Source organism: Pseudomonas boreofloridensis, assembly GCF_030580795.1.
GTDB lineage: Bacteria > Pseudomonadota > Gammaproteobacteria > Pseudomonadales > Pseudomonadaceae > Aquipseudomonas > Aquipseudomonas boreofloridensis.
In genome coordinates this window covers 1-22953 of sequence record NZ_JAUQOQ010000005.1, presented here as the reverse complement: position 1 = coordinate 22953, position 22953 = coordinate 1, and the positions used below count along the sequence as shown (strand labels likewise).

The window sequence follows — 22953 nt, the reverse complement described above, 5'->3', positions numbered from 1 at the left end:
TCCTTTGATGGCGAAGTTCTTGTGATTGAGGATAAGGTGCCGACGGCTAGATCCATCCGCCCCACTGCAGGATGAAGATGCCGATATTGGTGGTGATCGCCGCCATCAACGTGGTGATGACGATGATCGAGGCGGCCAGTTCATGGTTGCCGCCGGCCGCACGGGCCATGACGTAGCTGGCCGCAGCGGTCGGGCTGCCAATGTAGAGGAACAGGATGCCCAACTCGGCCCCGCGGAATCCGCAGAGCCAGGCACCGAGCGTACCGAACAGCGGCAGCCAGACCATCTTCACCAGGCTGGCATCGACCGCCAGCTTGCCGCTGTCGCGCAGCGCCGCCAGCGACAAGGTGCCGCCGATGCAGATCAGCGCCAGTGGCAGGGTCATCTGCGCCAGGTAGTCGCCGGAGGTGAGCAGCCAGTTCGGCAGCGGCACCTGAGCGTAGGCCATGGGCGTGGCCAGCAGCACGCTGAGGATCAACGGGTTGCTGAAGATGCTCTTGCACAGGCTCCACGGATCGGACTTGAGGCTCGGGCTGTATACCGCCAGCACCACGGTCGACAGCGAGTTGTACATCAGGATCACCAGCCCGGCCAGCACCGCGCCGAGGGAGATACCGTAGTCGCCATACAGGCTGGCGGCCAGCGCCAGGCCGATCACCCCGTTGTTGCCGCGAAAGGCGCCCTGGGTATAGATGCCACGATCCGCAGGCGGGCTGCGCCAGATCGCCAGTCCCCAGGACAGGCCGAAGCCGAGCAAGGTGGCGACGATGAAGTAAAGGATGACGCCGGGCTTGACCGCCGAAGACAGGTCGGCGTGATAGATGCCCAGGAACAACAGCGCCGGCATGCAGGCATTGAACACCAGCGATGAGGCGACTTTGATGAAGTTGTCGTCGATCAGGTGGATGCGTCTGAGCAGCACGCCCAGGAACAGCATGGCGAAGACCGGTGCCGTGATGTTCAGCGTCTGGATGAGAAGGGCGAGCATTGCCACGATCCTGGAAGGGGTTTGCCGTTTAGGGCGCTGATGATACGCCAACGGCCGGTATTTGCGGGGATCGCGGGGCTCTAGGAAAGAAACTTCTGTCAGATTGGCAGATCTGACCTGCGCAGAATGGGCCCGGTTGGCGCAGTCCTGGCGGGCTGCACCCATCGGGCCAGAAGGCAGCCTCAGCGGCGCACAGGGCGCTTCTGCAACTTGCGCTGCAAGGTGCGTCGGTGCATGCCCAGCGCCCGCGCCGTCGCCGAGATGTTGCCCTCGTGCTCGGCCAGCACGCGCTGGATGTGCTCCCACTGCAGGCGATCAACCGACATCGGGTTTTCCGGCACCAAGGTGTCCAGGTCGGCATGCTCGGACAGCAGCGCCGCCAACACGTCGTCGGCGTCGGCCGGCTTGCACAGGTAATTGCAGGCACCGCGCTTGATCGCCTCCACCGCCGTGGCGATGCTGGAATAACCGGTCAGGATCAGCACGCGCATTTCCGGGTCCAGCTCCAGCAACTTGGGCAGCAGCACCAGGCCCGAATCGCCGTCCATTTTCAGGTCCAGCGTGGCGTAGTCGGGCAGGTCCTGCAGGGCCAGTTCCAACCCGGCCTCGGCACTGGACGCGGTGCTCACGCGAAAGCCGCGGCGGCTCATGGCGCGCGCCATGACGCGGGTGAAAGTGGCGTCGTCATCCACCAGCAGCAGGTGCGGCAGCTCTTCGCTTTCGATCTGGTTCTCGTCGCTCATCGTTCATCTCCTCGCGTGCCATGGGGCAGGCGCAGCTCGGTCAGGGTGCCGCCCTCTTCATGACTGTAGAGTTTCACCGAGCCCCCCGCGCGGGTCACGCTGGCCTTGCTCAGGAACAGGCCCAGGCCGAAGCCTTTGCCCTTGGTGGTAAAGAAGGGTTTGCCAATCGCCTCGGCAATGGCCACCGGCACGCCGGGGCCATGGTCGCGAATGCTGATCAGGATGTCCTGGGCGTCCCAGTCCAGGCGCACTTCCAGATCGTCCGGGCAGGCATCGGCGGCGTTGTTCAACAGGTTGAGCAACGCCTGGGTCAAGTCCGGAGGCGGCGTCAGCGAAGGCACCTGACCGTCGCGCAGGCGCTGGAAGCGGTAGCTGGCCTCAGGACGCATCAGGTGCCAGCGGTTGAGCGCCTCGTCGAGCCAGGCCGTCACCTCCTGCTCGGGCACGTTCATGCGCCGATTGGCTTCGGCGGCGCGCACCAATTGCTGCAGGGTCTGCTTGCACAGCTTGACCTGGTCCTGGAGCACCGCGAGGTCTTCCTGCAACTGCGCATCGCTGTGGTCCTGGCGCATCTCGTTGATCAGCACGCTCATGGTCGCCAACGGCGTACCCAATTCATGGGCAGCGCCGGCCGCCTGGGTGGCCACGGCCAGCAACTGCTCGTCGCGCAGGCTGTCTTCGCGGCGCTCGGCACGCAATTGCTCCTGTCGACGCAACTCCTCGGCCATGCGTGCGGCAAAGAAGGTGATCACCGCAGCCGCCAGGGCAATGCTCAGCCACATGCCGTAGACCTGCATGGTGTCGCGCGCCAGCGGCAGCGTTTCCAGTGGATAGAACTGCACCAGCAGCAGGCTGTAGGCGACCAGCGCGATGCCCGACAACAGCAGCGAATAGATCCACGGCAGGGTCACCGCCGCGATCGCCAACGGCACCAGGTAATAGGACACGAAGGGGTTGGTCGAGCCACCGGAGTAGTACAGCAGGGCGCTGTGGATGAGCAGGTCGCAGGCCAATTGCAGGGCATACTCGAGCTCGGTCACCGGTAAGGTCAGGCGCAGGCGCAGGGCGGTGAAGGCACACAGCAGGGACGACAAGGCCAGGGTGGCGGCCAGTGAAAACCACGGCAGTGGCAGCAGCTCGGTCCAGTAGGCGACGCCCACGGAACCTGCCTGGGCAGCCAGAACCAGAATGCGGATGATGGTCAGGCGCCAGAGGTTCTGACGCGTGGCGGACATCGGATGTGCGGGGGCGAGCATGAGCTCTCCTGATGAGTGCTCCAGGACAATCGGCTGGAGTATACCGAAGCCAGGCACTGGCCTGCAGCCATGCGGCAAACCGCCACAGGTTTAGCGCGTGCCATACTCTGTCACAAAGTCGTGATGGCATCGTTGAACCCACTGCCCGCTTTTCCAGTCTGAACGGCCATGCGGGACGCGACTGTTCCCCGCGCCTTCCATCCAAGGAGTGATACATGCAGATTTCCCGTTGCAGCGCCGCGTTCGCCCTGTCCTGTGGCCTGTTCGCCAGCCTGCCGGCCTTCGCCGCCGACGAGCCGCGTTACAACCAGGTCTCGCTGCGCGCCGAAGTCAGCAAGGAAGTGGCCCGCGACCTGATGGTCGTCACCCTCTACAGCGAAGCGCAGGACAACGATCCGGGCAAGCTCGCCAAGCAGATCACCGAAACCATGAACAAGGCCGTTCAGCAGGCGCGCGACGTCAAAGAGGTGAAGATCAGCCAGGGCAGCCGCAACAGCTACCCGATCTACGACAACAAAGGTCAGAAGATCACCGGCTGGCGCGAACGCGCCGAGTTGCGCCTGGAAAGCGCCGACTTCCCGGCCCTGTCCAAGCTCACCGGCGATCTGCTGCAAACCCTGAAAATGGGTGGCATGGACTTCTCCATCGCCCCGGCCACGCGTAAGGCCAGCGAAGACGAACTGCTCAAGGAGGCGGTCAACGCCTTCAAGGCCCGCGCCCAGTTGGCCACCGAAGCGCTCGGCGGCAGCGGCTACAAGGTGGTCAACCTCAACCTCAACAGCAGTGGCTACCCGCGCCCCTACCTGCGCAGCGCGCCGATGGCAATGAAGGCCATGGCCGCCGACGAGGCCGCCCCTTCGCCTGACGTCGAGGCGGGCACCAGCGAAGTCAGCATGAATGCCGATGGCCTGATCGAAGTGCAAATGCCCTGACCTGGGCGTGCACTCAACGCAACCTCAGGGCCGCATTGCGGCCCCGATCGTTTGACGCCCACAGCCAACATCAACCTGCTCTTACCCCGCCCCATCACTACCCATCCGAATGCCCCTACGCACGTAGAGCGCGCATCCTACATCCCCATTCCCGCCGAAACATGTCGCAAAATGCCGGTTTTTTTGTTGCGCAAACGTTCAACCACGGCAAAAGTTACAACAATGCGACATCCATGTACGCCCGTGCCACCTTTCCGGGACCGGCCATCCTGTTGAGTGTTGCAATGGGTATAGCCCCTGCATAAGTATCCGCAGGTCGGCTCACGAGGCCGCCTCAACTCAAAAAATGACAACAATGAGGCCACCATGCTCAAACACGCAGTCATTCCGTTTCTGGTAGGCGCAGGCCTGCTGGCTGGTGCAGCGCCCACCGCGCTCGCCGCATCCAACCTGGTGTTCTGCTCCGAGGGCAGTCCCGCCGGTTTCGACCCCGGCCAGTACACCACCGGAACCGACTTCGACGCCTCGGCCGAACCGCTGTTCAACCGCCTGACCCAGTTCGAGCGTGGCGGCACCGCCGTCATTCCAGGCCTGGCCACCACTTGGGACGTTTCCGAAGACGGCAAGACCTACACCTTCCACCTGCGCGAAGGGGTCAAGTTCCACACCACCGACTACTTCAAGCCCAGCCGTGAATTCAACGCCGACGACGTGCTGTTCACCTTCAACCGCATGCTCGACAAGGACATGCCGTTCCGCAAGGCGTACCCCACCGAGTTCCCGTACTTCACCGACATGGGCATGGACAAGAACATCGCCAAGCTGGAGAAGCTCGACGACCATACCGTGCGCTTCACCCTGAACACGGTGGACGCCGCCTTCATCCAGAACCTGGCCATGAGCTTCGCCTCGATCCAGTCCGCCGAGTACGCCGAGCAGTTGCTCAAGCAAGGCAAAGCGCCCGACATCAACCAAAAGCCGATCGGCACCGGGCCGTTCGTGTTCAGCAAGTACCAGAAAGACGCGCAGATCCGCTACAAGGGCAACAAGGACTACTGGAAGCCCGAGGACGTGAAGGTCGACAACCTGATCTTCGCCATCACCACCGACGCCTCGGTGCGCATGCAGAAGCTCAAGAAGAACGAGTGCCAGGTCACCCTGTTCCCGCGCCCAGCCGACATCCAGCCGCTCAAGGCCGACAAGAACCTGAAGATGCCTGAGCAGGCCGGCTTCAACCTCGGCTACATCGCCTACAACGTGATGGACAAGATCAAGGGCAGCAACGAGCCCAATCCCATGGCCCAGCTCAAGGTTCGCCAGGCCCTGGACATGGCGGTGAACAAGGCGCAGATCATCGAGTCGGTGTATCAGGGTGCCGGGCAACTGGCGGTCAATGCCATGCCGCCGACGCAATGGTCCTACGACACCACCATCAAGGACGCCCCCTACGACCCGGAAAAGGCTCGGCAACTGCTCAAGGAAGCCGGCGTCAAGGAAGGCACCGAAATCACGCTCTGGGCCATGCCGGTGCAACGCCCCTACAACCCCAATGCCAAGCTGATGGCCGAGATGCTGCAATCGGACTGGGCCAAGATCGGCATCAAGGCCAAGATCGTCACCTACGAGTGGGGCGAGTACATCAAGCGCTCCAAGGGCGGCGAAAACGGCGCCATGCTGATCGGCTGGAGCGGCGACAACGGTGACCCGGACAACTGGCTCGGCACCCTGTTCGGCTGCGACGCCCTGGAAGGCAACAACTTCTCCAAGTGGTGCTACAAGCCCTACGACGACCTCATCAAGCAAGCCAAGGCCACCTCCGACCAGGCCAAGCGCACCGAGCTGTACAAGCAGGCGCAGCACATCCTCAAGGAACAGGTGCCCTACACGCCCATCGCCCACTCCACCGTCTATCAACCCATGAGCATCAAGGTGCAGGACTTCAAGATCAGTCCATTCGCCCTGAACGCGTTCTATGGGGTGAGCGTGGAGAAGTGAGGCAGCGCCAGCCCTCTGTGCGCAGAGGGCTGGCGTATTCCAGGCAGTGCGACGGCCACGCCCGGCCATCTGCCTGAAGCCACACCGCACCGTCAGCGATACCACACCCGTGATTCGTTTTCCTGCCACCGCGAAGGCCAGGAACGGAATTCTGTTGCCGCACGTCCGGCGCACGGCAACGCACTGATGAGGATGTACCGATGAGCAAAAGGATTGCCCTACGCCGTACCACACTGCTGGGCGCCGCACTGGGCCTGGGCCTGATGAGCCAGGTCAGCGCCGCTGCCAGCAACCTGGTGTTCTGCTCCGAAGGCAGTCCGGCGGGCTTCGACACCGCGCAGTTCACCTCGGCCACCGACAACGATGCCGCCGAGCCGATCTACAACCGCCTGGTAGAGTTCGAGCGCGGAGGCACCGCCGTGCAGCCGGGCCTGGCCACCGACTGGCAGGTGTCCGACGACGGCCTGACCTACACCTTCCACCTGCGCCCCGGGGTCAAGTTCCACAGCAACAAGGCGTTCACACCGACCCGCGACTTCAACGCCGATGACGTGCTGTTCACCTTCCAGCGCATGCTCGAGCGCGATCATCCGTTCCGTAAGGCCTACCCCACCGAGTTCCCCTACTTCGTCAGCATGGGCCTGGACAAGAACATCGCCAAGGTCGAGAAGCGTGACCCGATGACCGTGGTGTTCACCCTGAACACGGTCGATGCTGCGTTCATCCAGAACATCGCCATGGCCTTCGCCTCGATCCTGTCCGCCGAATACGCCGACCATCTGCTGGCCAGCGGCAAGGCCAGCGACATCAACCAGCAACCCATCGGCACCGGCCCGTTCGTGTTCCAGCGCTACCAGAAGGATGCGCAGATTCGCTACAAGGGCAACAAGGACTACTGGGCACCGGACCGGGTCAAGCTGGACAACCTGGTGTTCTCGATCAACATCGACCCTTCCGTGCGCATCCAGAAACTGCGCCGCGGCGAATGCCAGATCACCCTGCACCCCCGCCCGGCCGACCTGCCGGCGCTCAAGCAGGACGCCAAGCTACAAGTGCTCTCGCAACCGGGCTTCAACCTCGGCTACATCGCCTACAACATCAAGCACCCGCCCTTCGACCGACTGGAAGTCCGCCAGGCACTGGACATGGCGGTGAACAAGGCGGCGATCATCGATGCGGTGTACCAGGACGCTGGCCAAGCGGCCGTCAACGCCATGCCGCCCACCCAGTGGTCCTACGACAGCAGCATCAAGGACGCCCCCTTCGATCCGGCCAAGGCCAAGCAACTGCTGGAGCAGGCCGGGGTCAAGCCGGGGACCGAAATCACCCTGTGGGCCATGCCGGTACAACGCCCCTACAACCCCAACGCCAAGCTCATGGCGCAGATGCTCCAGGCCGACTGGGGCGCGCTCGGCTTCAAGGTCCGCATCGTCAGCTACGAATGGGGCGAGTACCTCAAGCGCATGAAGAATGGCGAGCACGACATCGCCCTGCTCGGCTGGACCGGCGACAACGGCGATCCGGACAACTGGCTCGGCACCCTGTTCAGTTGCGACGCCATCGGCAGCAACAACTACTCGCAGTGGTGCGACCAGCCCTACGACGCGCTGGTCAAGAAAGCCAAGCAGGTCACCGACCGAGCCCAGCGCACCGAGCTGTACCAGCAGGCCCAGCGCCGCCTCAAGGCACAAGTGCCGATCACGCCCGTGGCGCACTCCACGGTCAACCAGCCGCTGAGCCTGCGCGTCAAGGACTTCAAGGTCAGCCCCTTCGGCCGCAACGTTTTTTCCGACGTCGGCATCGATTGACGCCATCACGGATCCGGGCGTGCCACGCACGTCCGCGAACCCGTGCAGCCCGAATTTGCCCGGCGACCCCAGGCAGATACCCGCAACACCGTGACAACACTGGCCCCTGAGGCCGGCTGATAACTAGAAAAGAGAAAGGGAGCTTTCATGTCGATACGAACCAGAACCACTGCACTGGCCTTGTCCGTCGGCGCCTTCTGCGCCTTCGCCCAGGCCGAACCCGCCAGCCAGGACTACATGCCCATCACGCTCAAGTCCGCCAGCGACCAGGCGCAGGCCACCGGCTTCTTCGAAGGCCAGAGCTTGAGCGGCAGCACGCGCAACTGGTACGCACGCGAACACGCCGCGCGCGGCCCGCTGTGGCGCTACTACAAGAGCGACGGCACCCGCCACGACACCCACAGCCGCGAGAACTGGGTGCAGGGCACCATCCTCAACTACAGCTCCGGCTTCACCCAGGGCACCATCGGCTTCGCCACCGAAGTGGCGGCCTACAACGCCGTCGCCCTGCTGCGCGACCGCGAATCCATCGCCGGGCCGAACAACCGCACCCTGACCCACAGCGACGGCGATCCGGTCGACCAGTGGAGCAAGGCGGGCCTGGCCAACGTCAAGGCGCGCATTTCCAACACCACCCTGACCGTTGGCCGCCAGTCACTGGACACGCCGATGATCGCCTACATCGGCAACCGCGCCCTGCCCTCCAGCTTCCAGGGCGTGGCCCTGCACAGCGCCGAGTTCGACAACCTGACCTTCGACCTGGGCACCTTCGACCGCGTCTCGCCGCGTACCGAACAGAGCCTGAGCAAGTTCCGCAGCGAATACGGCGCCCTGGGCGTGGAAACCGACCGCGCCAGCACCGCGGGCCTGAGCTACCAGCCGTTCAAGAGCCTGACCACCAGCCTGTACGCCACGCGCGTGGACGACTTCTGGAACCAGTACTACTTCGGCGCCAGCCACGTGCTGGGCGACAGTTCGGTGCTGAGCCTGAACACCGGCCTGAACTACTACAAGACGGTGGACACCGGCAGCAAGAAGATGGGCGAGATCGACAACGACACCTACAGCCTGTCGCTCGGCCTCACCCACCAGGCCCACACCCTCACCGCGTCCTGGCAGCAGGTCAACGGCAACGAGTACTTCGACTACCTGCACGAAACCAACGGCATCTACCTGGCCAACTCGCTGCTGTCGGACTTCAACGGCCCGAACGAGAAATCGCTGCAGATCGCCTATGTGCTGAACATGGCGCAATACGGCGTGCCGGGCTTGAAATTCAACCTGTACAACGCGCGCGGCTGGGGCATCGACGGCACCCACTACCGTGGCACCGCCTATGACGTGCGCGGCATGGACGGCGAAACTCACTACGAGTGGGGCTTCGGTACCAGCTACGCGGTGCAGAGCGGCCCGCTGAAGGACACCAGCATCCGCGCCACCTACACCGCGCACCGGGCGAGCCAGGCCCAGGCCGACGGCAGCCTGGACGAGTTCCGCGTGGTGACCACCATTCCATTCAACATTCTCTGAACCGCACCCCATGCCCCGGACCCGCGGGGCCATGGGGTCTACGCTGAAGACATACGCAGGGAGGTTCCATGCATTCGCTACCGCTACGCGCTGCCCTGGCAGCGATCATTCTCGGCGCCGCCGGTCAGCTCGCGGCCAAGCCGCTGGTGGTGTGCACCGAGGCGAGCCCGGAAGGGTTCGACATCGTCCAGTACACCACGGCGGTCACCGCCGACGCCTCGGCCGAGACGGTGTTCAATCGCCTGGTCGATTTCAAGCCCGGCACCACCGACATCGAACCGGCCCTGGCCGAACGCTGGGAGATCAGCGACGACGGCCTGACCTACACCTTCAACCTGCGCCAGGGCGTGAAGTTCCACAGCACCGACTACTTCACCCCTACCCGCGCATTCAACGCCGACGACGTGCTCTGGAGCCTGAACCGCCAGCTCGATCCCGCGCACCCGTGGCACGACAAGACCAGCGTCGGCTACCCCTATTTCGAGAGCATGGCCTTCAAGGACCTGCTCAAGTCGGTGACCAAGACCGACGACCACACCGTGGTCATCACCCTCACCCGTCCCGAAGCGCCATTCCTGCGCGACATGGCCATGGCCTTCACCTCGATCTACTCGGCCGAGTACGGCGACCAATTGCTCAAGGCCGGCAAGACCGGCGAGCTCAACAGCAAGCCGATCGGCACCGGCCCATTCGTCTTCCAGCGCTACAACAAGGACGCCCAGGTCCGCTACAAGGCCAACCCGGACTACTTCCGCGGCAAGCCGCCGAGCGAAACCCTGGTGTTCGCCATCGCCACCGACAACAACGTGCGCCTGCAAAAACTGCGCGCCAACGAGTGTCAGATCGCCCTGTACCCCAAACCTGACGACGTACCCGGCATCAAGACCGATGCCAGGCTGAAAGTGGCCGAGATCGAAGCCCTGGTGACCGGCTACATCGCCCTCAATACCGAGCACAAGTACCTGAGCGACGTACGCGTGCGCCAGGCGATCAACATCGCCTTCGACCGCCAGACCCATGTCGATCAACTGTTCGGCAAAGGCAATGCGCTGGTGGCGGTCAATCCTTACCCGCCGACCCTGATCGGCTACAACACCGACAACCGCAATCCGCCCCGCGACCTGGACAAGGCCCGCGCCTTGCTCAAGGAAGCCGGCGTGCCCGAGGGCACCACCTTCACCCTGTTCACCCGCAACGGCGGCGGGCCGACCAACCCCAATCCGCGCCTGTCGGCGGAAATGCTCCAGGCGGACCTGGCCAACATCGGCCTGAAGCTCGACATCCGCGTGATGGAGTGGGCCGAGATGCTGCGCCGCGCGAAAAAAGGCGAAGCGGACCTGGTGTCCGCCGGCTGGGCCGGCGACAACGGCGACCCGGACAACTTCCTCGGCCCCATGCTCAGTTGCGAGGCGGCCAAGAGCGGAGAGAACTATGCGCGCTGGTGCAACCCTAAGTTCCAGGAGCTGATCACCCAAGCCCGTCTGATCATCGACAATGAGCAGCGTGCAGCACTCTATCGCCAGGCCCTGGCGGTGTACGATGCCGACCTGCCGTGGATCGCCATGGCCCACCCGAAGATGTTCACGGCCCTGCGCCAGAACGTGGAGGGCTATGTCATCAGTCCCCTGACCAATAACAACTTCGCCACCACCCAGGTGAAGTAGAAGAAACGACCGCCGCCGACCTGCTCGCGCAGCCGGCGGCCGCCTTGACCGGCCCGACGAGGTACCTTCGACGATGTTGAGTTTTATTGCCCGGCGCCTGGGTCTGCTGATTCCGACCTTTTTCGGTATCACCTTGCTGACCTTCGCGCTCATACGCCTGATCCCCGGCGACCCGGTGGAAGTGATGATGGGCGAGCGCAGGGTCGACCCCGAGATGCACGCCCAGGCCATGGAGCGCCTGGGCCTGAACAAGCCGCTGCCTGCCCAGTACCTGGACTACATCGGCAAGCTCGCCCAGGGTGACCTGGGTGAGTCGCTGCGCACCCGCGAGAGCGTGTGGAACGAGTTCACCACGCTGTTCCCCGCCACGCTCGAACTGGCCTTGTGCGCCCTGCTGTTCGCCGGTGTGTTCGGCCTGCTCGCCGGGGTGATCGCCGCGCTCAAGCGCGGCTCGCTGTTCGACCATGGGGTGATGGGCATTTCCCTGGCCGGCTACTCCATGCCGATCTTCTGGTGGGGCCTGATCCTGATCATGTTCTTCTCCGTGAGCCTGGGCTGGACCCCGGTATCCGGGCGCATCGACCTGCTCTACGACATCGAGCCGAAGACCGGCTTCATGCTCATCGACACCCTGCTCAGCGACGAAGAAGGCGCGTTCAAGGACGCGCTGATGCACCTGATCCTGCCGTCCATCGTGCTCGGCACCATCCCGCTGGCGGTGATCGCGCGCATGACCCGCTCTTCGATGCTCGAAGTGCTGCGCGAGGACTACATCCGCACCGCCCGCGCCAAGGGCCTGTCGCCATCCCGCGTGGTGTTCATCCACGGCCTGCGCAACGCGCTGATCCCGGTGCTGACCGTGTTCGGCCTGCAGGTCGGCACCTTGCTGGCTGGAGCGGTGCTCACCGAGACCATCTTTTCCTGGCCGGGCATCGGCAAATGGCTGATCGAAGCCATCGGCGCCCGCGACTACCCCGTGGTGCAGAACGGTATCCTGCTCATCGCCTGCCTGGTGATCCTGGTCAACTTCGTGGTGGACATCCTCTACGGCCTGGCCAACCCCCGTATCCGTCATCAGCGCTGAGGACCTCGTCATGTCTCATCCGATTTCCGACGCTGCGACGCCGGCTACCGCCGCCGACCACAGCGCACTCTACCCCTCCCCCTACAAGGAGTTCTGGCAGGCCTTCTCGCGCAACAAAGGCGCAGTGGCAGGCCTGGCCTTCATGTGCCTGATCGTGTTCTGCGCGCTGTTCGCCCCCTGGGTCGCGCCGCATAACCCCAGCGAGCAGTACCGCGACTTCCTGCTGACGCCGCCGGTGTGGCTCGAAGGCGGCACCTGGCAGTTCGTGCTGGGCACCGACGAGCTGGGACGCGACCTGCTCTCGCGGCTGATCCAGGGCGCCAGGCTGTCGCTGCTGATCGGCCTGTCGTCAGTGGTGATGTCGCTGATTCCAGGCATCCTGCTGGGCCTGTTCGCCGGCTTCTTCCCGCGTCTTCTTGGCCCTTCGATCATGCGCCTGATGGACGTGATGCTGGCGCTGCCATCGCTGCTGCTGGCCGTGGCGATCGTCGCCATCCTCGGCCCTGGCCTGATCAACACCGTGATCGCCATCGCCGTGGTCTCGCTGCCGTCCTACGTGCGCCTGACCCGCGCCGCCGTGATGGGCGAGCTGAACCGCGACTACGTCACCGCCGCACGCCTGGCCGGCGCCAGCCTGCCGCGCCTGATGTTCGTCACCGTGCTGCCCAACTGCATGGCGCCGCTGATCGTGCAGGCAACCCTGAGCTTCTCCTCGGCGATCCTCGACGCGGCGGCCCTGGGCTTCCTCGGTCTGGGCGTACAACCGCCAACGCCGGAATGGGGAACCATGCTGGCGTCGGCGCGCGACTACATCGAGCGCGCCTGGTGGGTGGTGAGCCTGCCCGGCCTGACGATCCTGCTCAGCGTCTTGGCAATCAACCTGATGGGCGACGGCCTGCGCGATGCGCTGGACCCGAAACTCAAGAACGCCGCCTGAGGAGAACGCCATGTCACTGTTGCAGATCAACAACCTCAACGTGCGCTTCGGCGACGCCGATGCCGTCCCCGTGGTCGACGGCCTGGACCTTGTGGTGGATGCCGGCGAGATTCTCGCCATCGTCGGCGAGTCCGGCTCGGGCAAGTCGGTGACCATGATGGCCCTGATGGGGCTGATCGAAGCGCCCGGCCGCATCACCGCCGACGCGCTCACCTTCGACGGCACCGACATGCTCAGGCTCAGCGCCCGACAGCGGCGCAAGGTGGTGGGCAAGGACATCGCCATGGTCTTCCAGGACCCGATGACCGCACTGAACCCCAGCTACACCGTGGGCTACCAGATCGAAGAAGTGCTGCGCCAGCACCTGGGCCTGAAAGGCAAAGCGGCCCGCCAGCGCGCCCTGGAGCTGTTGCAGAAGGTCGAGATTCCGGCGCCCGAAAGCCGCCTGGACGCTTACCCGCACCAACTCTCCGGCGGCATGAGCCAGCGCGTGGCGATCGCCATGGCGATTGCCGGCGAGCCCAAGCTGCTGATCGCCGACGAACCGACCACCGCGCTGGATGTGACCATCCAGGCGCAGATCATGGAACTGCTGGTCAACCTGCAGCGCGAGCGCAACATGGCGCTGATCCTGATCACCCACGACCTGGCGGTGGTCGCCGAGACCGCCAAGCGCGTCTGCGTGATGTACGCCGGCCAAGCGGTGGAGGTGGGTCAGGTGCCGGAACTGTTTGACCTGCCCGCCCACCCCTACAGCGAAGCGCTGCTGGCGGCGATTCCCGAGCACAGCCTGGGCGCCGAGCGCCTGGCGACGCTGCCGGGCATCGTGCCCGGTCGCTACGACCGGCCCCAGGGCTGCCTGCTGTCGCCGCGCTGCCCTTACGTGCGTGACAATTGCCGGGCCCAGCGTCCGGCCCTCGATCCCCAGGCCCACAGCCTGGCACGTTGCTTCTATCCGCTGAACCAGGAGGTGGCGTGATGAGCGTCGTGCTGTCTGCCCGTGAACTGACCCGTCATTACGAAGTGTCCCGTGGCCTGTTCAAAGGCCATGCCCTGGTGCGTGCGCTCAATGGCGTATCGTTCGAGCTGGAGGCTGGCAAGACGCTGGCCGTGGTCGGCGAGTCCGGGTGCGGCAAGTCCACCCTGGCCCGCGCCCTGACCTTGATCGAGGAGCCGTCCTCCGGCTCGCTGCAGATCGCCGGCACCGAAGTCGCCGGCGCCAACAAGGCCCAGCGCCGGCAATTGCGCCGGGACGTGCAAATGGTCTTCCAGAGCCCCTATGCCTCGCTCAACCCTCGGCAGAAGATCGGCGACCAGTTGGCCGAGCCGCTGTTGATCAACACCTCGCTCAGCCGCGCCGAGCGCCGCGAGCGGGTGCAGCAGATGATGCAGCAGGTGGGGCTGCGCCCCGAGCATTATCAACGCTACCCGCACATGTTCTCTGGCGGCCAGCGCCAGCGCATCGCCCTGGCCCGGGCGATGATGCTGCAACCCAAGGTGCTGGTGGCGGACGAGCCCACGTCGGCGCTGGACGTGTCGATCCAGGCGCAGGTGCTGAACCTGTTCATGGACCTGCAGCAGGAGTTCAACACCGCCTATGTGTTCATTTCGCACAACCTGGCGGTGGTGCGGCACGTGGCCGATCAGGTGCTGGTGATGTACCTGGGGCGACCGGCGGAGATGGGGCCGAAGGCCGATATCTACGACAAACCCCTGCATCCCTATACCCAGGCACTGCTGTCGGCGACGCCGGCGATTCATCCCGATCCGCTCAAACCGAAGATTCGCATCGCCGGCGAGTTGCCCAATCCGCTGAATCCGCCGGATGGCTGCGCGTTTCACAAGCGCTGCCCGTATGCGACGGAGCGATGTGCCAAGGAGGTGCCGGCGTTCAGGCAGGTCAGTACCCGGCAGGTGGCCTGCCATTATGCGGAACAGTTTCTCTAACGGTTGCAAAACTGGGCGGCCCTCGCTGCGAAAAGTAGCCGTAGAGTACGCTGCCCAGTGACGACTCCTGACGAAAGACAAGCGTCCCCGGATAGCCGCCAGTGCTGCGATCCTTGTCGAACAGAACGTTCAGGACTTCGATAACTCAGAGACGGCCAACAGGCCGATGCGAATCTCACCGCCCCTCGATAACGCTCCGACCACCTCAGTCCAGGCCATGTGCTCGATGCTGAGGTGTTGGGAGAAGTCTCTATCTTTATCCGAAAAAGCTTACACCGATGACGGCGCATTGAAACATGCCTGGAGAAGCACTGGCATAACTATGGCGTCTCGATCCAGACGCTGGGTTTTGCGTAAGTCGAACGAGAGCGTGGTTGAGATAAAACGAATCTACAGTTCGATTTTTCAATACTTTCCTTCTGGAAATATCTTCAATACGCTCATCGAGATGAAACAGTCATCACTGGTCGGCATTTCATCAATGTCTGTACTCATCCGAAGGCTCGCAGTTGCGCATCTGACCGACAATGTCGCGTCTTTACGTCACAAGAAGACCTACGCGCAAAGCCCGCCTCCCGCACCCTAAAGGTATGATGATGAAAGGCTATACAGTTCATGCAAACGGCATACGGCAGTTCGTTGTGGAAGAGGGCGAAGGCGTCCCCGTGGTCCTGCTTCACGGGTTTCCGGAAACCCATTACGCCTGGCGATACCAGATCCCCGCCCTGTCCAAACATTTTCGTGTGATTGCGCCTGACCTTCGAGGTTATGGAGAGACAGATAAACCAGCCTCCGGCTATGACAAGCGAAACATGGCGCTCGACATCCGAGCATTGCTTCATGCACTCGACATTCCGAAAGTCGCCTTGGTTGGTCATGACCGCGGCGCACGTGTCGCCACTCGGTTCGCCAAGGATTATCCTGATTTGATTGACCGTTTGGTGGTCATGGATAACGTGCCGACACGCATCGTGGCACGCGATCTCAACGCCTCAATCGCCAAGGCGTACTGGTTCTTCTTGTTCCACCTCGTACCCGATCTACCGGAGACGCTCATCAGTGGGCGCGAGGCGGTCTGGCTCAGGCACTTTTTCTCGGACTGGACGTACGATCCATCGTGCATCAGTGGTGAAGCGTTTGACACCTACGTGCGTGCTTACCAGGCGCCAGGGGCAGTGCGTGGTGCCATGGCAGACTATCGTGCGAACGCCCAGGATGTTGAGCAGGACTTGGCCGACGCCGAAGTGAAAATCAGTTGCCCGGTGATGTCGCTATGGGGGGCGGATTTTCATGCGGTTGGCAAGCTGTTCGACATGAAAAAGGTATGGGCGGAAATGGCCGACGACCTTCAGACACACGCCATTGAACAGTGTGGTCACCTCCCACAAGAAGAGCAGCCAGAGACAGTCAATAAACTGCTGCTCGATTTTCTGGAATCCTGGCGTGGCTGAGAGTGCTTCAGTCATGAGTGGGTGCTGACCAGCCTCAGCGAAACCACGCCGGCTCACGTGTTTTTCAAGCAACTAAGCAGCAGAAAAAAACCTCTGCAATCGTCAGCCTACATTCGCACTTTAATAAGGCTCGAACTTGGATCGTCAACTGCACAGGGCGAGACACGCTGTCCTTTGATCTTTAGGAGCAAGACAATGAGATACCCAACTTTTAACAAGGCTGCACTTTGGCCCCTCGTCTTTATACTTTCCCTCTCGGGAGGGGTGTCTGCTGCCACACCTCCAGCAGCCCCTGCGAGTTACACCATGCACGTCGGCAAACTGAAAGTGGTCGCTTTAAATGACGGTTATTTACCAGCAGACATGATGAAGATTCTGGAAGGCGGTGATGGAAAGCGGATCACTGAGCTACTGAAAGAAGCAAATCTGGATAAAGACGCCGGAATATCTGTCAACGTTTATCTGGTGGATACGGGTGACAAAAAGATACTCGTGGATACGGGCGGTGGTACGCTCACCGGCAAAACAGCGGGCCATTTGCAGGAGAGTCTGAGGGTCGCCGGTTACACACCCGAGCAGATTGATGTGGTGTTAATGACTCATCTGCATGCAGATCATATTGGCGGCCTTCTGAATGGAGAGCAGCGGGCATTCAAGAACGCCGTAGTTAAAGTCAACGATCAGGAGTTGACCTACTGGATGTCGGACGCATCCGCTGCCTTGGGCAAAGAGGACAAGCCCAGCGCATTCTCTGCTGTCAAACACTACTTGAAGCCTTATCAGGACGCTGGCCGTGTTTCCACATTCAAGTGGGGGGACAACGTCATGCCGGGAATCGAGGCTGTGGATCTGCGAGGCCATACGCCGGGGCACACCGGTTTCAAGATCGGAGCGCAGGACGACCAACTACTCTTCTGGGGTGATGTTATCCATGTAGAACCCGTGCAATTTCCTGAGCCTGAAGTCACCGTCATTTACGACACCACTCCAAGCCAAGCAGTGAAAACCCGAAAAGCCGCCTTGGATATGGCTCCCAAGGCAGGCTATTGGGTCGCGGACGCCCATATTGACTTCCCAGGTATTGGCAAGGTCGAAACTCACGATGGCAACTACATCTGGAAGCCAATCGAGAAATAGCAGTTCAGATCGATGACGGGGCACACCCGGACTGAGTCGGAAGATGCGGATGACGCGAGAATGGACATTCGCTCATCGGTACCAGCGTCTCAGAGGACATGCGTGGGGCATTCATCGACATGAACGCCCCCAGCATGAGTTTGAAACACGATGGAGCTGCTTTTGCAGCTCCATCGGTTACATCAGTGCATGAAGATCGCGATCAGGATGATCACTGGAATTGGGACGCCGAGCATCCAGAGCAGAATCGAGCGCATGATGAGTTCTCCAGTAGTGAATGCGGATTAGCGCACGACGGTGGTCGAGGCGTGAACGTGGTGGTCTTCTTCGATCCAACGTGCGCGGTCACGCAGGCGACCGCCGAACAACGCGGCGAAGCTGGCGAAGAAGGCGCCGCACAGCAGGGAGATGAAGGTCCAGATGGCGGTCCAGGCGGCTACTTTGGCTGCAGTGTCAGCGGCTTGCTGAGCGGCCTGCTTGGCCTGGGCGGCATCCTGACGTGCTTCCTCATAAACCTGCTCGACGCGCGATTGCGCTTCGGCCTGGGTCAGGCGGGTGCGCTGGGCAACCATCTGCGCCAGGTAGGTCCGATCTTCGGCGGACATGCCATTGTCGGCAGCCAGGCCACGCAACAGGATGCGGCTGGCCACGCCGTTGGCAGCATCTTCGCTCACACCCACCGGGCCTTCGCTGCGGAACAACCGATCGACGTAGTAGCCCATCGGGTCGGCGGCGCCGGACGGCTTGCTCTTGTCATCGCTCATCGACACGCTGGCCACGGCGCCCGAAGCAGCGGCGGCACCGGCCGACGCGCCCGCACTGGCCAGACCGCCTGCCGAGGACACCACCAGCACGGCAGTGACCAGCGTCGCGACAGCCCAGGACAGGAAGCCATGCGCCGTGTCGCGGAAGTACACTTCGTCACCGTGCAAGTTGGCCCACTTCACGCGTAGACGACCGGCCATGTAACCACCCAGGCCAGAGGCCAGGATCTGCGTGATCAGCAGCCAGACGATGGTGGAAATGCCCAATGCCTTGGCGCTGGCCCCCTCGTTCGCCCACGGCGAGGAGGCCGCGAAGCCCAGGCCTGCGCCCAGAATGATGAGGATCAGTGACAAGGCAGCCGCAGCAGCGGCACCGGCGAAGATGGCGGCCCAGGAAACGCCCGAGCGATTCGGGGCCTCGGAGACAGCGGTTGGCAGATCGGCAGTGGTTATCATGATTCGGCGCCTTATGAAGGTGAGCAAAACTTCCGTTGGTTTGCACGAGGGTCGGTGCACTGCCCGTGCCAGATGTGTCAAAAAATAACCTCGCTATAAATCAACGACTTGCAGAATCGACGAATCTTAGGATCGTGCGAAACGCCCGAAGTCCGATAAAACAGGTGGGCGTTATGCAGTGCCATGCGCTCAACCTCGGCCACCGGGCTTGCCCGTCGAACAGCGACGATGCACTATCGCGCCATGACCGCGCCCATGCTGATAGACGGCCCCGAACAGACTCCGCTGACTGCGCAGATCGTCTTGCGCTACCACCTGTGCTGGAAGCATCGCGACCTGGACGGAGTGATGGCGCTTTACCACCCGCAGGTGCGTTACCACGACTTCTTCCAGAACCGCGTGCTCGGCTACGCCGAACTGCGCGAGTACGTGGCCGCCTGCCTGCCCCACCAGCAGGGCGAAGACATCGTCCACAGCGATCGCATTCGCGTCGATGGCTGCACGGCGTTCATCCAATACCAAGTGACGGTCCAGGGCGGTGATGGGCTGGTGGCCTTTCAGTCCAGCGAAGCGATCACCGTGCGCGACGGGCTGATCTGGCAGGTCAACGAATATGCCACGCTGGTGCGCCAGGACGGGCGCGTGGGCAACGGTGGGCGGACGCGTCCGGCCACTAGCCGGCTCGGTTTGTCGCCGCGTCAGTTGAGGACCATGGCGCAGGACTTGGAGCACTACTTCCAGCAGCGCCGGCCGTATCTGGATCCCCAGCTCAACCTGCAACAGGTCGCACAGCACAGTGGCTACAGCCGTAACCAGATCTCCTACCTGTTCAATCAGGTGCTGGGACAGAGCTTCTATCGCTACGTCAATCAGGCGCGGCTCCAGCACCTGCTGGCTCAGCTCAGCGATACCGACATCCAGACGCCGGTCGACGAACTGGCGTTCAGTGCCGGCTTCAACTCGCTCTCGGCCTTCTACAAATGCTTTCGCGAACAGACCGGCCTGTCTCCCAAGGCGTACGTGAAGCAGATTTCTCTGCGTGCACGCACGTAAGACAGTGGAGCGGACCTGCCACTAGCATCGAGCACAACCCAACCTTTTTTTCCGGGAGCCGTACTCGATGCAAGCCTGGCGCACGATCAGCCTGTGGATGGACCAGCTCGACGAGCCTCTGGACGCGCGACCGTCCCTCGCCCAAGACATCGATGTCGACGTGTGCATCATCGGCGCCGGCTACACCGGGCTGTGGACAGCCTATTACCTCAAGCGCCAGGCCCCGCACCTGCGCATCGCCATCCTTGAAGCGAACACGGCCGGTTTCGGTGCATCCGGTCGTAACGGCGGTTGGCTGATGGGCAACCTGCTGGGTGAGGATCGTCTGCTCGCCACACTGTCCCCGCTACAGCGCCGCGACAGCATCGACCTGCTGCACGACATTCCCGACGAAGTGCAGCGTGTGTTACAGCGCGAAGGCATCGACTGCGATTACCGCAAGGGTGGAGTCATTTACTGCGCGGCCCGTTACCCGGAGCAGGAGCGTAGCCTGCGTGCCTACCTGGACGACCTGTACCGCCAAGGCATGAACGAGGACGACTACCGCTGGCTCACGCCCGAGGCACTGGCCGGACAACTGCGGGTCAGCAATGCCTATGGCGCAATCTTCAGCCCGCATGTGGCGACGATTCAGCCGGCCAAGCTGGTGCGGGGCCTGGCACGGGTGGTGGCGGGCCTGGGCGTGGCGATCTACGAAAACACTCCGGCTCTCGATTGGCAGAGTGGCGAGGTGCGCAGCGCCCAGGCCAAGGTGCGCTGCCAGTGGGTGGTGCCTGCGGTGGAAGGCTACGCAGCCAGCTTGCCACCGCTGGGGCGGCATCAACTGCCCGTGCAGAGTCTGCTGGTGGCCACTGAGCCGCTGCCCGACTCCGCCTGGGAGCAGATCGGCCTCAGCCAGGGCCAGGCCTTCAGCGAAGGCAGCCGTCAGGTCACCTACGGCCAGCGCACCCTCGACAACCGCCTGGTATTCGGCGCCCGCGGCGGCTACCGCTTCGGCGGTCGCCTGCGCGAAGACTTCAATCTCACCGACGCCGAAATCGAGTTGCGCCGCTACCTGTTCGGCGAGCTGTTCCCGCACCTGAAGCACGTGCGCATCACCCACTCCTGGGGCGGCAACCTGGGCATGGCGCGGCGTTTCCGCCCGCATATGCTGTGTGACCGTCAACGCGGCCTGGCGCTATCGGGCGGCTATGGCGGCGAAGGCGTCGGAGCCACCAACCTCGGCGGACGCACGCTGGCGGCCTTGATCCTCGGCCAGCAGAACGTACTGACCGCCCAGCCCTGGGTGCACGACAACCGGGCGCTGTCGAGCCTGGCCAGTTGGCCGCCCGAGCCCTGCCGCTGGCTGGGCTACAACGCCATCATTCGCAGTTTCGTCCATGAAGACCGCGTTCTCGCCGACCCGGCCAGCCCGGCCTGGCGACGCAACCTGGCCAGTGGCCTGGCCGACTTCATGGAAGGTTTCATGCACTAAGTTTCACCCACTCCCACACGAGAATCCGCCGTCATGAGCATCACCCAGTTCAAAGACACAGAACGCGCCGTCCTGGAGACTTCCAACCCGGTCGCCGTGCCCCTTGGCGAACCCGTTGCCGTGACCTCGGTGACCTGCGTCGAGCGCAGCGATGGCGTCGAAACCGGCATCTGGGAATGCACCCCAGGCCGCTGGCGCCGGCAGATCGTGCAACAGGAGTTCTGCCACTTCATCAAGGGCCGCTGCACCTTCACGCCAGACGGTGGCGAGCCGCTGCTCATCGAAGCCGGAGACGCCCTGATGCTACCGGCCAACAGCACCGGTACCTGGGACATTCAGGAAACCGTGCGCAAGACCTATGTGTTGATTTTCTGATCCGCTGATCGCCTGCCGCTCCTCGACAACAACAAACTCAGCAAGGTAAACCGGACATGCGCACACTTCTCATCGCTCCCCTGATACTGGCGGCCGGCGTGGCCAGCGCCGCCGACTCGGTGAAGATCTACAACTGGTCGAGCTACGTCGCGCCCGACACGCTGAAGAATTTCCAGAAGGCCACCGGCATCGCCCCCACCTACGACGTCTACGACAGCAACGAGACCCTCGATGGCAAGCTGATGACCGGCAACTCCGGTTACGACGTGGTGTTTCCCTCCAACCACTTCATGGCGCGGCAGATCCAGGGCAAGGCGCTGAAGAAGCTCGACAAAAGCCAGTTGCCGAACTGGCAGAACCTCGACCCGCGCCTGCTCAAGGTGCTCGAGGTGAACGATCCGGGTAACCAGTATGGTTTCCCCTACCTGTGGGGCAGCACCGGCATCGGTTACAACATCGACAAGGTCAAGGCCGCGCTGGGTGCCGACGCGCCAGTGGATTCCTGGGACCTGATCTTCAAGCCCGAGTACCTGAGCAAGCTCAAGAGCTGCGGCGTGGCGGTGCTGGACAATGGTCCGGAGCTGCTGCCCATCGCTCTGAATTACCTGGGCCTACCGCACCACAGCCAGAAACCCGAGGATTACGAGAAAGCCAAGGCGCTGCTGATGAAGGCTCGTCCGTACATCAGTTACTTCCATTCGTCCAAGTACACAGGCGACCTGGCCAATGGCGATGTGTGCGTGGTGGTGGGTTTCTCGGGCGATGTATTGCAGGCCAAGAACCGCGCCGAGGAAGCGAAGAATGGGGTCAAGGTGGGCTATTCGATCCCGAAGGAAGGTGCGCCGCTGTGGTTCGACATGGTCGCCATGCCCGCCGACGCCCCGGACGAGAAGGCCGGCTACGCCTACATGAACTACCTGCTCGAGCCTGAGGTGATGGCCAACATCAGCAACTACGTGCAGTACGCCAACGGCAATGCCAAGGCCGACGCCTTGGTCGATCCGGCGCTCAAGCACAACACCATGATCTACCCCAGCGACGATGTGATGAACAAACTGTTCGCCCTGGAAGCGATGCCCGCCAAGATCGATCGCCTGCGCACCCGCATCTGGACCAGCGTCAAAGCGGGCAACTAGCGGCTTGCCGCTAGTTGCAAGCTGCAAGCTGCAAGCAAGAGCAAGAGCAAGAGCAAGAGCCCTACGCGATCTGCTTTTCTCTTGCCGCTTGCCGCTTGCCGCTTTTGTTTGCCGCTTGCAGCTCTGAGTCGGGGGGGGGGGGGGGGGGGGGGGGGCGGGGGGGGGGGGGGGGGGGGGGGGGGGGGGGGGGGGGGGGGGGGGGGGGGGGGGGGGGGGCCGGCCG

General features: G+C 62.9%; 19 protein-coding genes. 15 read left to right on the top strand and 4 right to left on the bottom strand.

The genetic code is table 11. From position 1 onward, the window contains the following. Positions 1 to 46 precede the first annotated feature (46 nt). The 3 genes from Q6A47_RS07595 to Q6A47_RS07585 all read right to left on the bottom strand — a co-directional run bounded on the left by Q6A47_RS07595 (position 47) and on the right by Q6A47_RS07585 (position 2987). Positions 47 to 988, bottom strand: coding sequence for an AEC family transporter (locus tag Q6A47_RS07595; RefSeq protein ID WP_039575563.1), 942 nt, complete (start codon positions 986 to 988; stop codon positions 47 to 49). A 182-nt stretch (positions 989 to 1170) separates the two neighbouring features. Further along, positions 1171 to 1731 (bottom strand): response regulator transcription factor, encoded by a 561-nt coding sequence (locus tag Q6A47_RS07590; RefSeq protein ID WP_029613619.1) that lies wholly within the window; start codon positions 1729 to 1731, stop codon positions 1171 to 1173. Next, positions 1728 to 2987 (bottom strand): ATP-binding protein, encoded by a 1260-nt coding sequence (locus Q6A47_RS07585; protein WP_039575560.1) that lies wholly within the window; start codon positions 2985 to 2987, stop codon positions 1728 to 1730. Before Q6A47_RS07585 ends, Q6A47_RS07590 begins: the two co-directional genes overlap by 4 nt. Before the next feature lie 215 nt (positions 2988 to 3202). Here Q6A47_RS07585 and Q6A47_RS07580 point away from each other — a divergent pair, with 215 nt between their 5' ends. The 11 genes from Q6A47_RS07580 to Q6A47_RS07530 all read left to right on the top strand — a co-directional run bounded on the left by Q6A47_RS07580 (position 3203) and on the right by Q6A47_RS07530 (position 17472). Next, positions 3203 to 3919 carry an SIMPL domain-containing protein gene (locus tag Q6A47_RS07580; protein ID WP_039575557.1) on the top strand — a complete coding sequence of 239 codons (717 nt, stop codon included), beginning with the start codon at positions 3203 to 3205 and terminating at the stop codon, positions 3917 to 3919. A gap of 366 nt (positions 3920 to 4285) precedes the next feature. Further along, the gene (locus tag Q6A47_RS07575; protein ID WP_029613620.1) at positions 4286 to 5914 is read left to right on the top strand and encodes an ABC transporter substrate-binding protein; all 1629 of its coding nucleotides are present in this window, start codon (positions 4286 to 4288) and stop codon (positions 5912 to 5914) included. Positions 5915 to 6114: 200 nt separating this feature from the next. Beyond that, positions 6115 to 7722, top strand: coding sequence for an ABC transporter substrate-binding protein (locus Q6A47_RS07570; RefSeq protein WP_369811434.1), 1608 nt, complete (start codon positions 6115 to 6117; stop codon positions 7720 to 7722). A 147-nt stretch (positions 7723 to 7869) separates the two neighbouring features. Continuing rightward, positions 7870 to 9252 (top strand): OprD family porin, encoded by a 1383-nt coding sequence (locus tag Q6A47_RS07565; protein WP_304483802.1) that lies wholly within the window; start codon positions 7870 to 7872, stop codon positions 9250 to 9252. 68 nt (positions 9253 to 9320) lie between these two features. Continuing rightward, on the top strand, positions 9321 to 10916 hold the full coding sequence (locus tag Q6A47_RS07560) for an ABC transporter substrate-binding protein (RefSeq protein ID WP_304483801.1): 1596 nt from the start codon (positions 9321 to 9323) through the stop codon (positions 10914 to 10916). 73 nt (positions 10917 to 10989) lie between these two features. Then, entirely contained in the window at positions 10990 to 12000 is a 1011-nt protein-coding gene (locus tag Q6A47_RS07555; RefSeq protein WP_039575547.1) for an ABC transporter permease subunit, read from the top strand. Between the two features lie 10 nt (positions 12001 to 12010). Beyond that, entirely contained in the window at positions 12011 to 12937 is a 927-nt protein-coding gene (locus tag Q6A47_RS07550) for an ABC transporter permease subunit (RefSeq protein ID WP_029613623.1), read from the top strand. Between the two features lie 10 nt (positions 12938 to 12947). Continuing rightward, the gene (locus tag Q6A47_RS07545; protein ID WP_039575545.1) at positions 12948 to 13916 is read left to right on the top strand and encodes an ABC transporter ATP-binding protein; all 969 of its coding nucleotides are present in this window, start codon (positions 12948 to 12950) and stop codon (positions 13914 to 13916) included. After that, positions 13916 to 14884: a peptide ABC transporter ATP-binding protein gene (locus Q6A47_RS07540; RefSeq protein WP_304483799.1), complete on the top strand. Its 969-nt coding sequence runs from the start codon at positions 13916 to 13918 to the stop codon at positions 14882 to 14884. Before Q6A47_RS07545 ends, Q6A47_RS07540 begins: the two co-directional genes overlap by 1 nt. Positions 14885 to 15480: 596 nt before the next feature. After that, on the top strand, positions 15481 to 16335 hold the full coding sequence (locus Q6A47_RS07535) for an alpha/beta fold hydrolase (protein WP_304483798.1): 855 nt from the start codon (positions 15481 to 15483) through the stop codon (positions 16333 to 16335). 306 nt (positions 16336 to 16641) lie between these two features. Continuing rightward, entirely contained in the window at positions 16642 to 17472 is an 831-nt protein-coding gene (locus Q6A47_RS07530; protein ID WP_304483797.1) for an MBL fold metallo-hydrolase, read from the top strand. A gap of 284 nt (positions 17473 to 17756) precedes the next feature. Here Q6A47_RS07530 and Q6A47_RS07525 read toward each other — a convergent pair whose 3' ends face one another. Beyond that, entirely contained in the window at positions 17757 to 18692 is a 936-nt protein-coding gene (locus Q6A47_RS07525) for a hypothetical protein (protein WP_304483796.1), read from the bottom strand. Between the two features lie 228 nt (positions 18693 to 18920). Between Q6A47_RS07525 and Q6A47_RS07520 the strand changes: the two genes are divergently transcribed. The 4 genes from Q6A47_RS07520 (at position 18921) to Q6A47_RS07505 (ending at position 22730) form a co-directional block, all read left to right on the top strand. Further along, positions 18921 to 19745: a helix-turn-helix domain-containing protein gene (locus Q6A47_RS07520; protein WP_304483794.1), complete on the top strand. Its 825-nt coding sequence runs from the start codon at positions 18921 to 18923 to the stop codon at positions 19743 to 19745. A gap of 67 nt (positions 19746 to 19812) precedes the next feature. Next, positions 19813 to 21219: an NAD(P)/FAD-dependent oxidoreductase gene (locus Q6A47_RS07515; protein ID WP_304483793.1), complete on the top strand. Its 1407-nt coding sequence runs from the start codon at positions 19813 to 19815 to the stop codon at positions 21217 to 21219. Between the two features lie 33 nt (positions 21220 to 21252). Continuing rightward, on the top strand, positions 21253 to 21594 hold the full coding sequence (locus Q6A47_RS07510) for a cupin domain-containing protein (RefSeq protein ID WP_029613627.1): 342 nt from the start codon (positions 21253 to 21255) through the stop codon (positions 21592 to 21594). Positions 21595 to 21650: 56 nt separating this feature from the next. Next, positions 21651 to 22730, top strand: coding sequence for a polyamine ABC transporter substrate-binding protein (locus tag Q6A47_RS07505; protein WP_304483790.1), 1080 nt, complete (start codon positions 21651 to 21653; stop codon positions 22728 to 22730). Positions 22731 to 22953: the final 223 nt, after the last annotated feature.

Bases quoted from the DNA above. Each gene is read 5' to 3' on its own strand.
- Q6A47_RS07560 (WP_304483801.1), top strand. From the start codon at position 9,321: ATGCATTCGCTACCGCTACGCGCTGCCCTGGCAGCGATCATTCTCGGC.
- Q6A47_RS07555 (WP_039575547.1), top strand. From the start codon at position 10,990: ATGTTGAGTTTTATTGCCCGGCGCCTGGGTCTGCTGATTCCGACCTTT.
- Q6A47_RS07515 (WP_304483793.1), top strand. From the start codon at position 19,813: ATGCAAGCCTGGCGCACGATCAGCCTGTGGATGGACCAGCTCGACGAG.
- Q6A47_RS07510 (WP_029613627.1), top strand. From the start codon at position 21,253: ATGAGCATCACCCAGTTCAAAGACACAGAACGCGCCGTCCTGGAGACT.
- Q6A47_RS07580 (WP_039575557.1), top strand. From the start codon at position 3,203: ATGCAGATTTCCCGTTGCAGCGCCGCGTTCGCCCTGTCCTGTGGCCTG.
- Q6A47_RS07545 (WP_039575545.1), top strand. From the start codon at position 12,948: ATGTCACTGTTGCAGATCAACAACCTCAACGTGCGCTTCGGCGACGCC.
- Q6A47_RS07550 (WP_029613623.1), top strand. From the start codon at position 12,011: ATGTCTCATCCGATTTCCGACGCTGCGACGCCGGCTACCGCCGCCGAC.
- Q6A47_RS07530 (WP_304483797.1), top strand. From the start codon at position 16,642: ATGCACGTCGGCAAACTGAAAGTGGTCGCTTTAAATGACGGTTATTTA.
- Q6A47_RS07575 (WP_029613620.1), top strand. From the start codon at position 4,286: ATGCTCAAACACGCAGTCATTCCGTTTCTGGTAGGCGCAGGCCTGCTG.
- Q6A47_RS07535 (WP_304483798.1), top strand. From the start codon at position 15,481: ATGAAAGGCTATACAGTTCATGCAAACGGCATACGGCAGTTCGTTGTG.
- Q6A47_RS07520 (WP_304483794.1), top strand. From the start codon at position 18,921: ATGCACTATCGCGCCATGACCGCGCCCATGCTGATAGACGGCCCCGAA.
- Q6A47_RS07595 (WP_039575563.1), bottom strand. From the start codon at position 988: ATGCTCGCCCTTCTCATCCAGACGCTGAACATCACGGCACCGGTCTTC.
- Q6A47_RS07525 (WP_304483796.1), bottom strand. From the start codon at position 18,692: ATGATAACCACTGCCGATCTGCCAACCGCTGTCTCCGAGGCCCCGAAT.
- Q6A47_RS07505 (WP_304483790.1), top strand. From the start codon at position 21,651: ATGCGCACACTTCTCATCGCTCCCCTGATACTGGCGGCCGGCGTGGCC.
- Q6A47_RS07590 (WP_029613619.1), bottom strand. From the start codon at position 1,731: ATGAGCGACGAGAACCAGATCGAAAGCGAAGAGCTGCCGCACCTGCTG.
- Q6A47_RS07570 (WP_369811434.1), top strand. From the start codon at position 6,115: ATGAGCAAAAGGATTGCCCTACGCCGTACCACACTGCTGGGCGCCGCA.
- Q6A47_RS07585 (WP_039575560.1), bottom strand. From the start codon at position 2,987: ATGCTCGCCCCCGCACATCCGATGTCCGCCACGCGTCAGAACCTCTGG.
- Q6A47_RS07540 (WP_304483799.1), top strand. From the start codon at position 13,916: ATGAGCGTCGTGCTGTCTGCCCGTGAACTGACCCGTCATTACGAAGTG.
- Q6A47_RS07565 (WP_304483802.1), top strand. From the start codon at position 7,870: ATGTCGATACGAACCAGAACCACTGCACTGGCCTTGTCCGTCGGCGCC.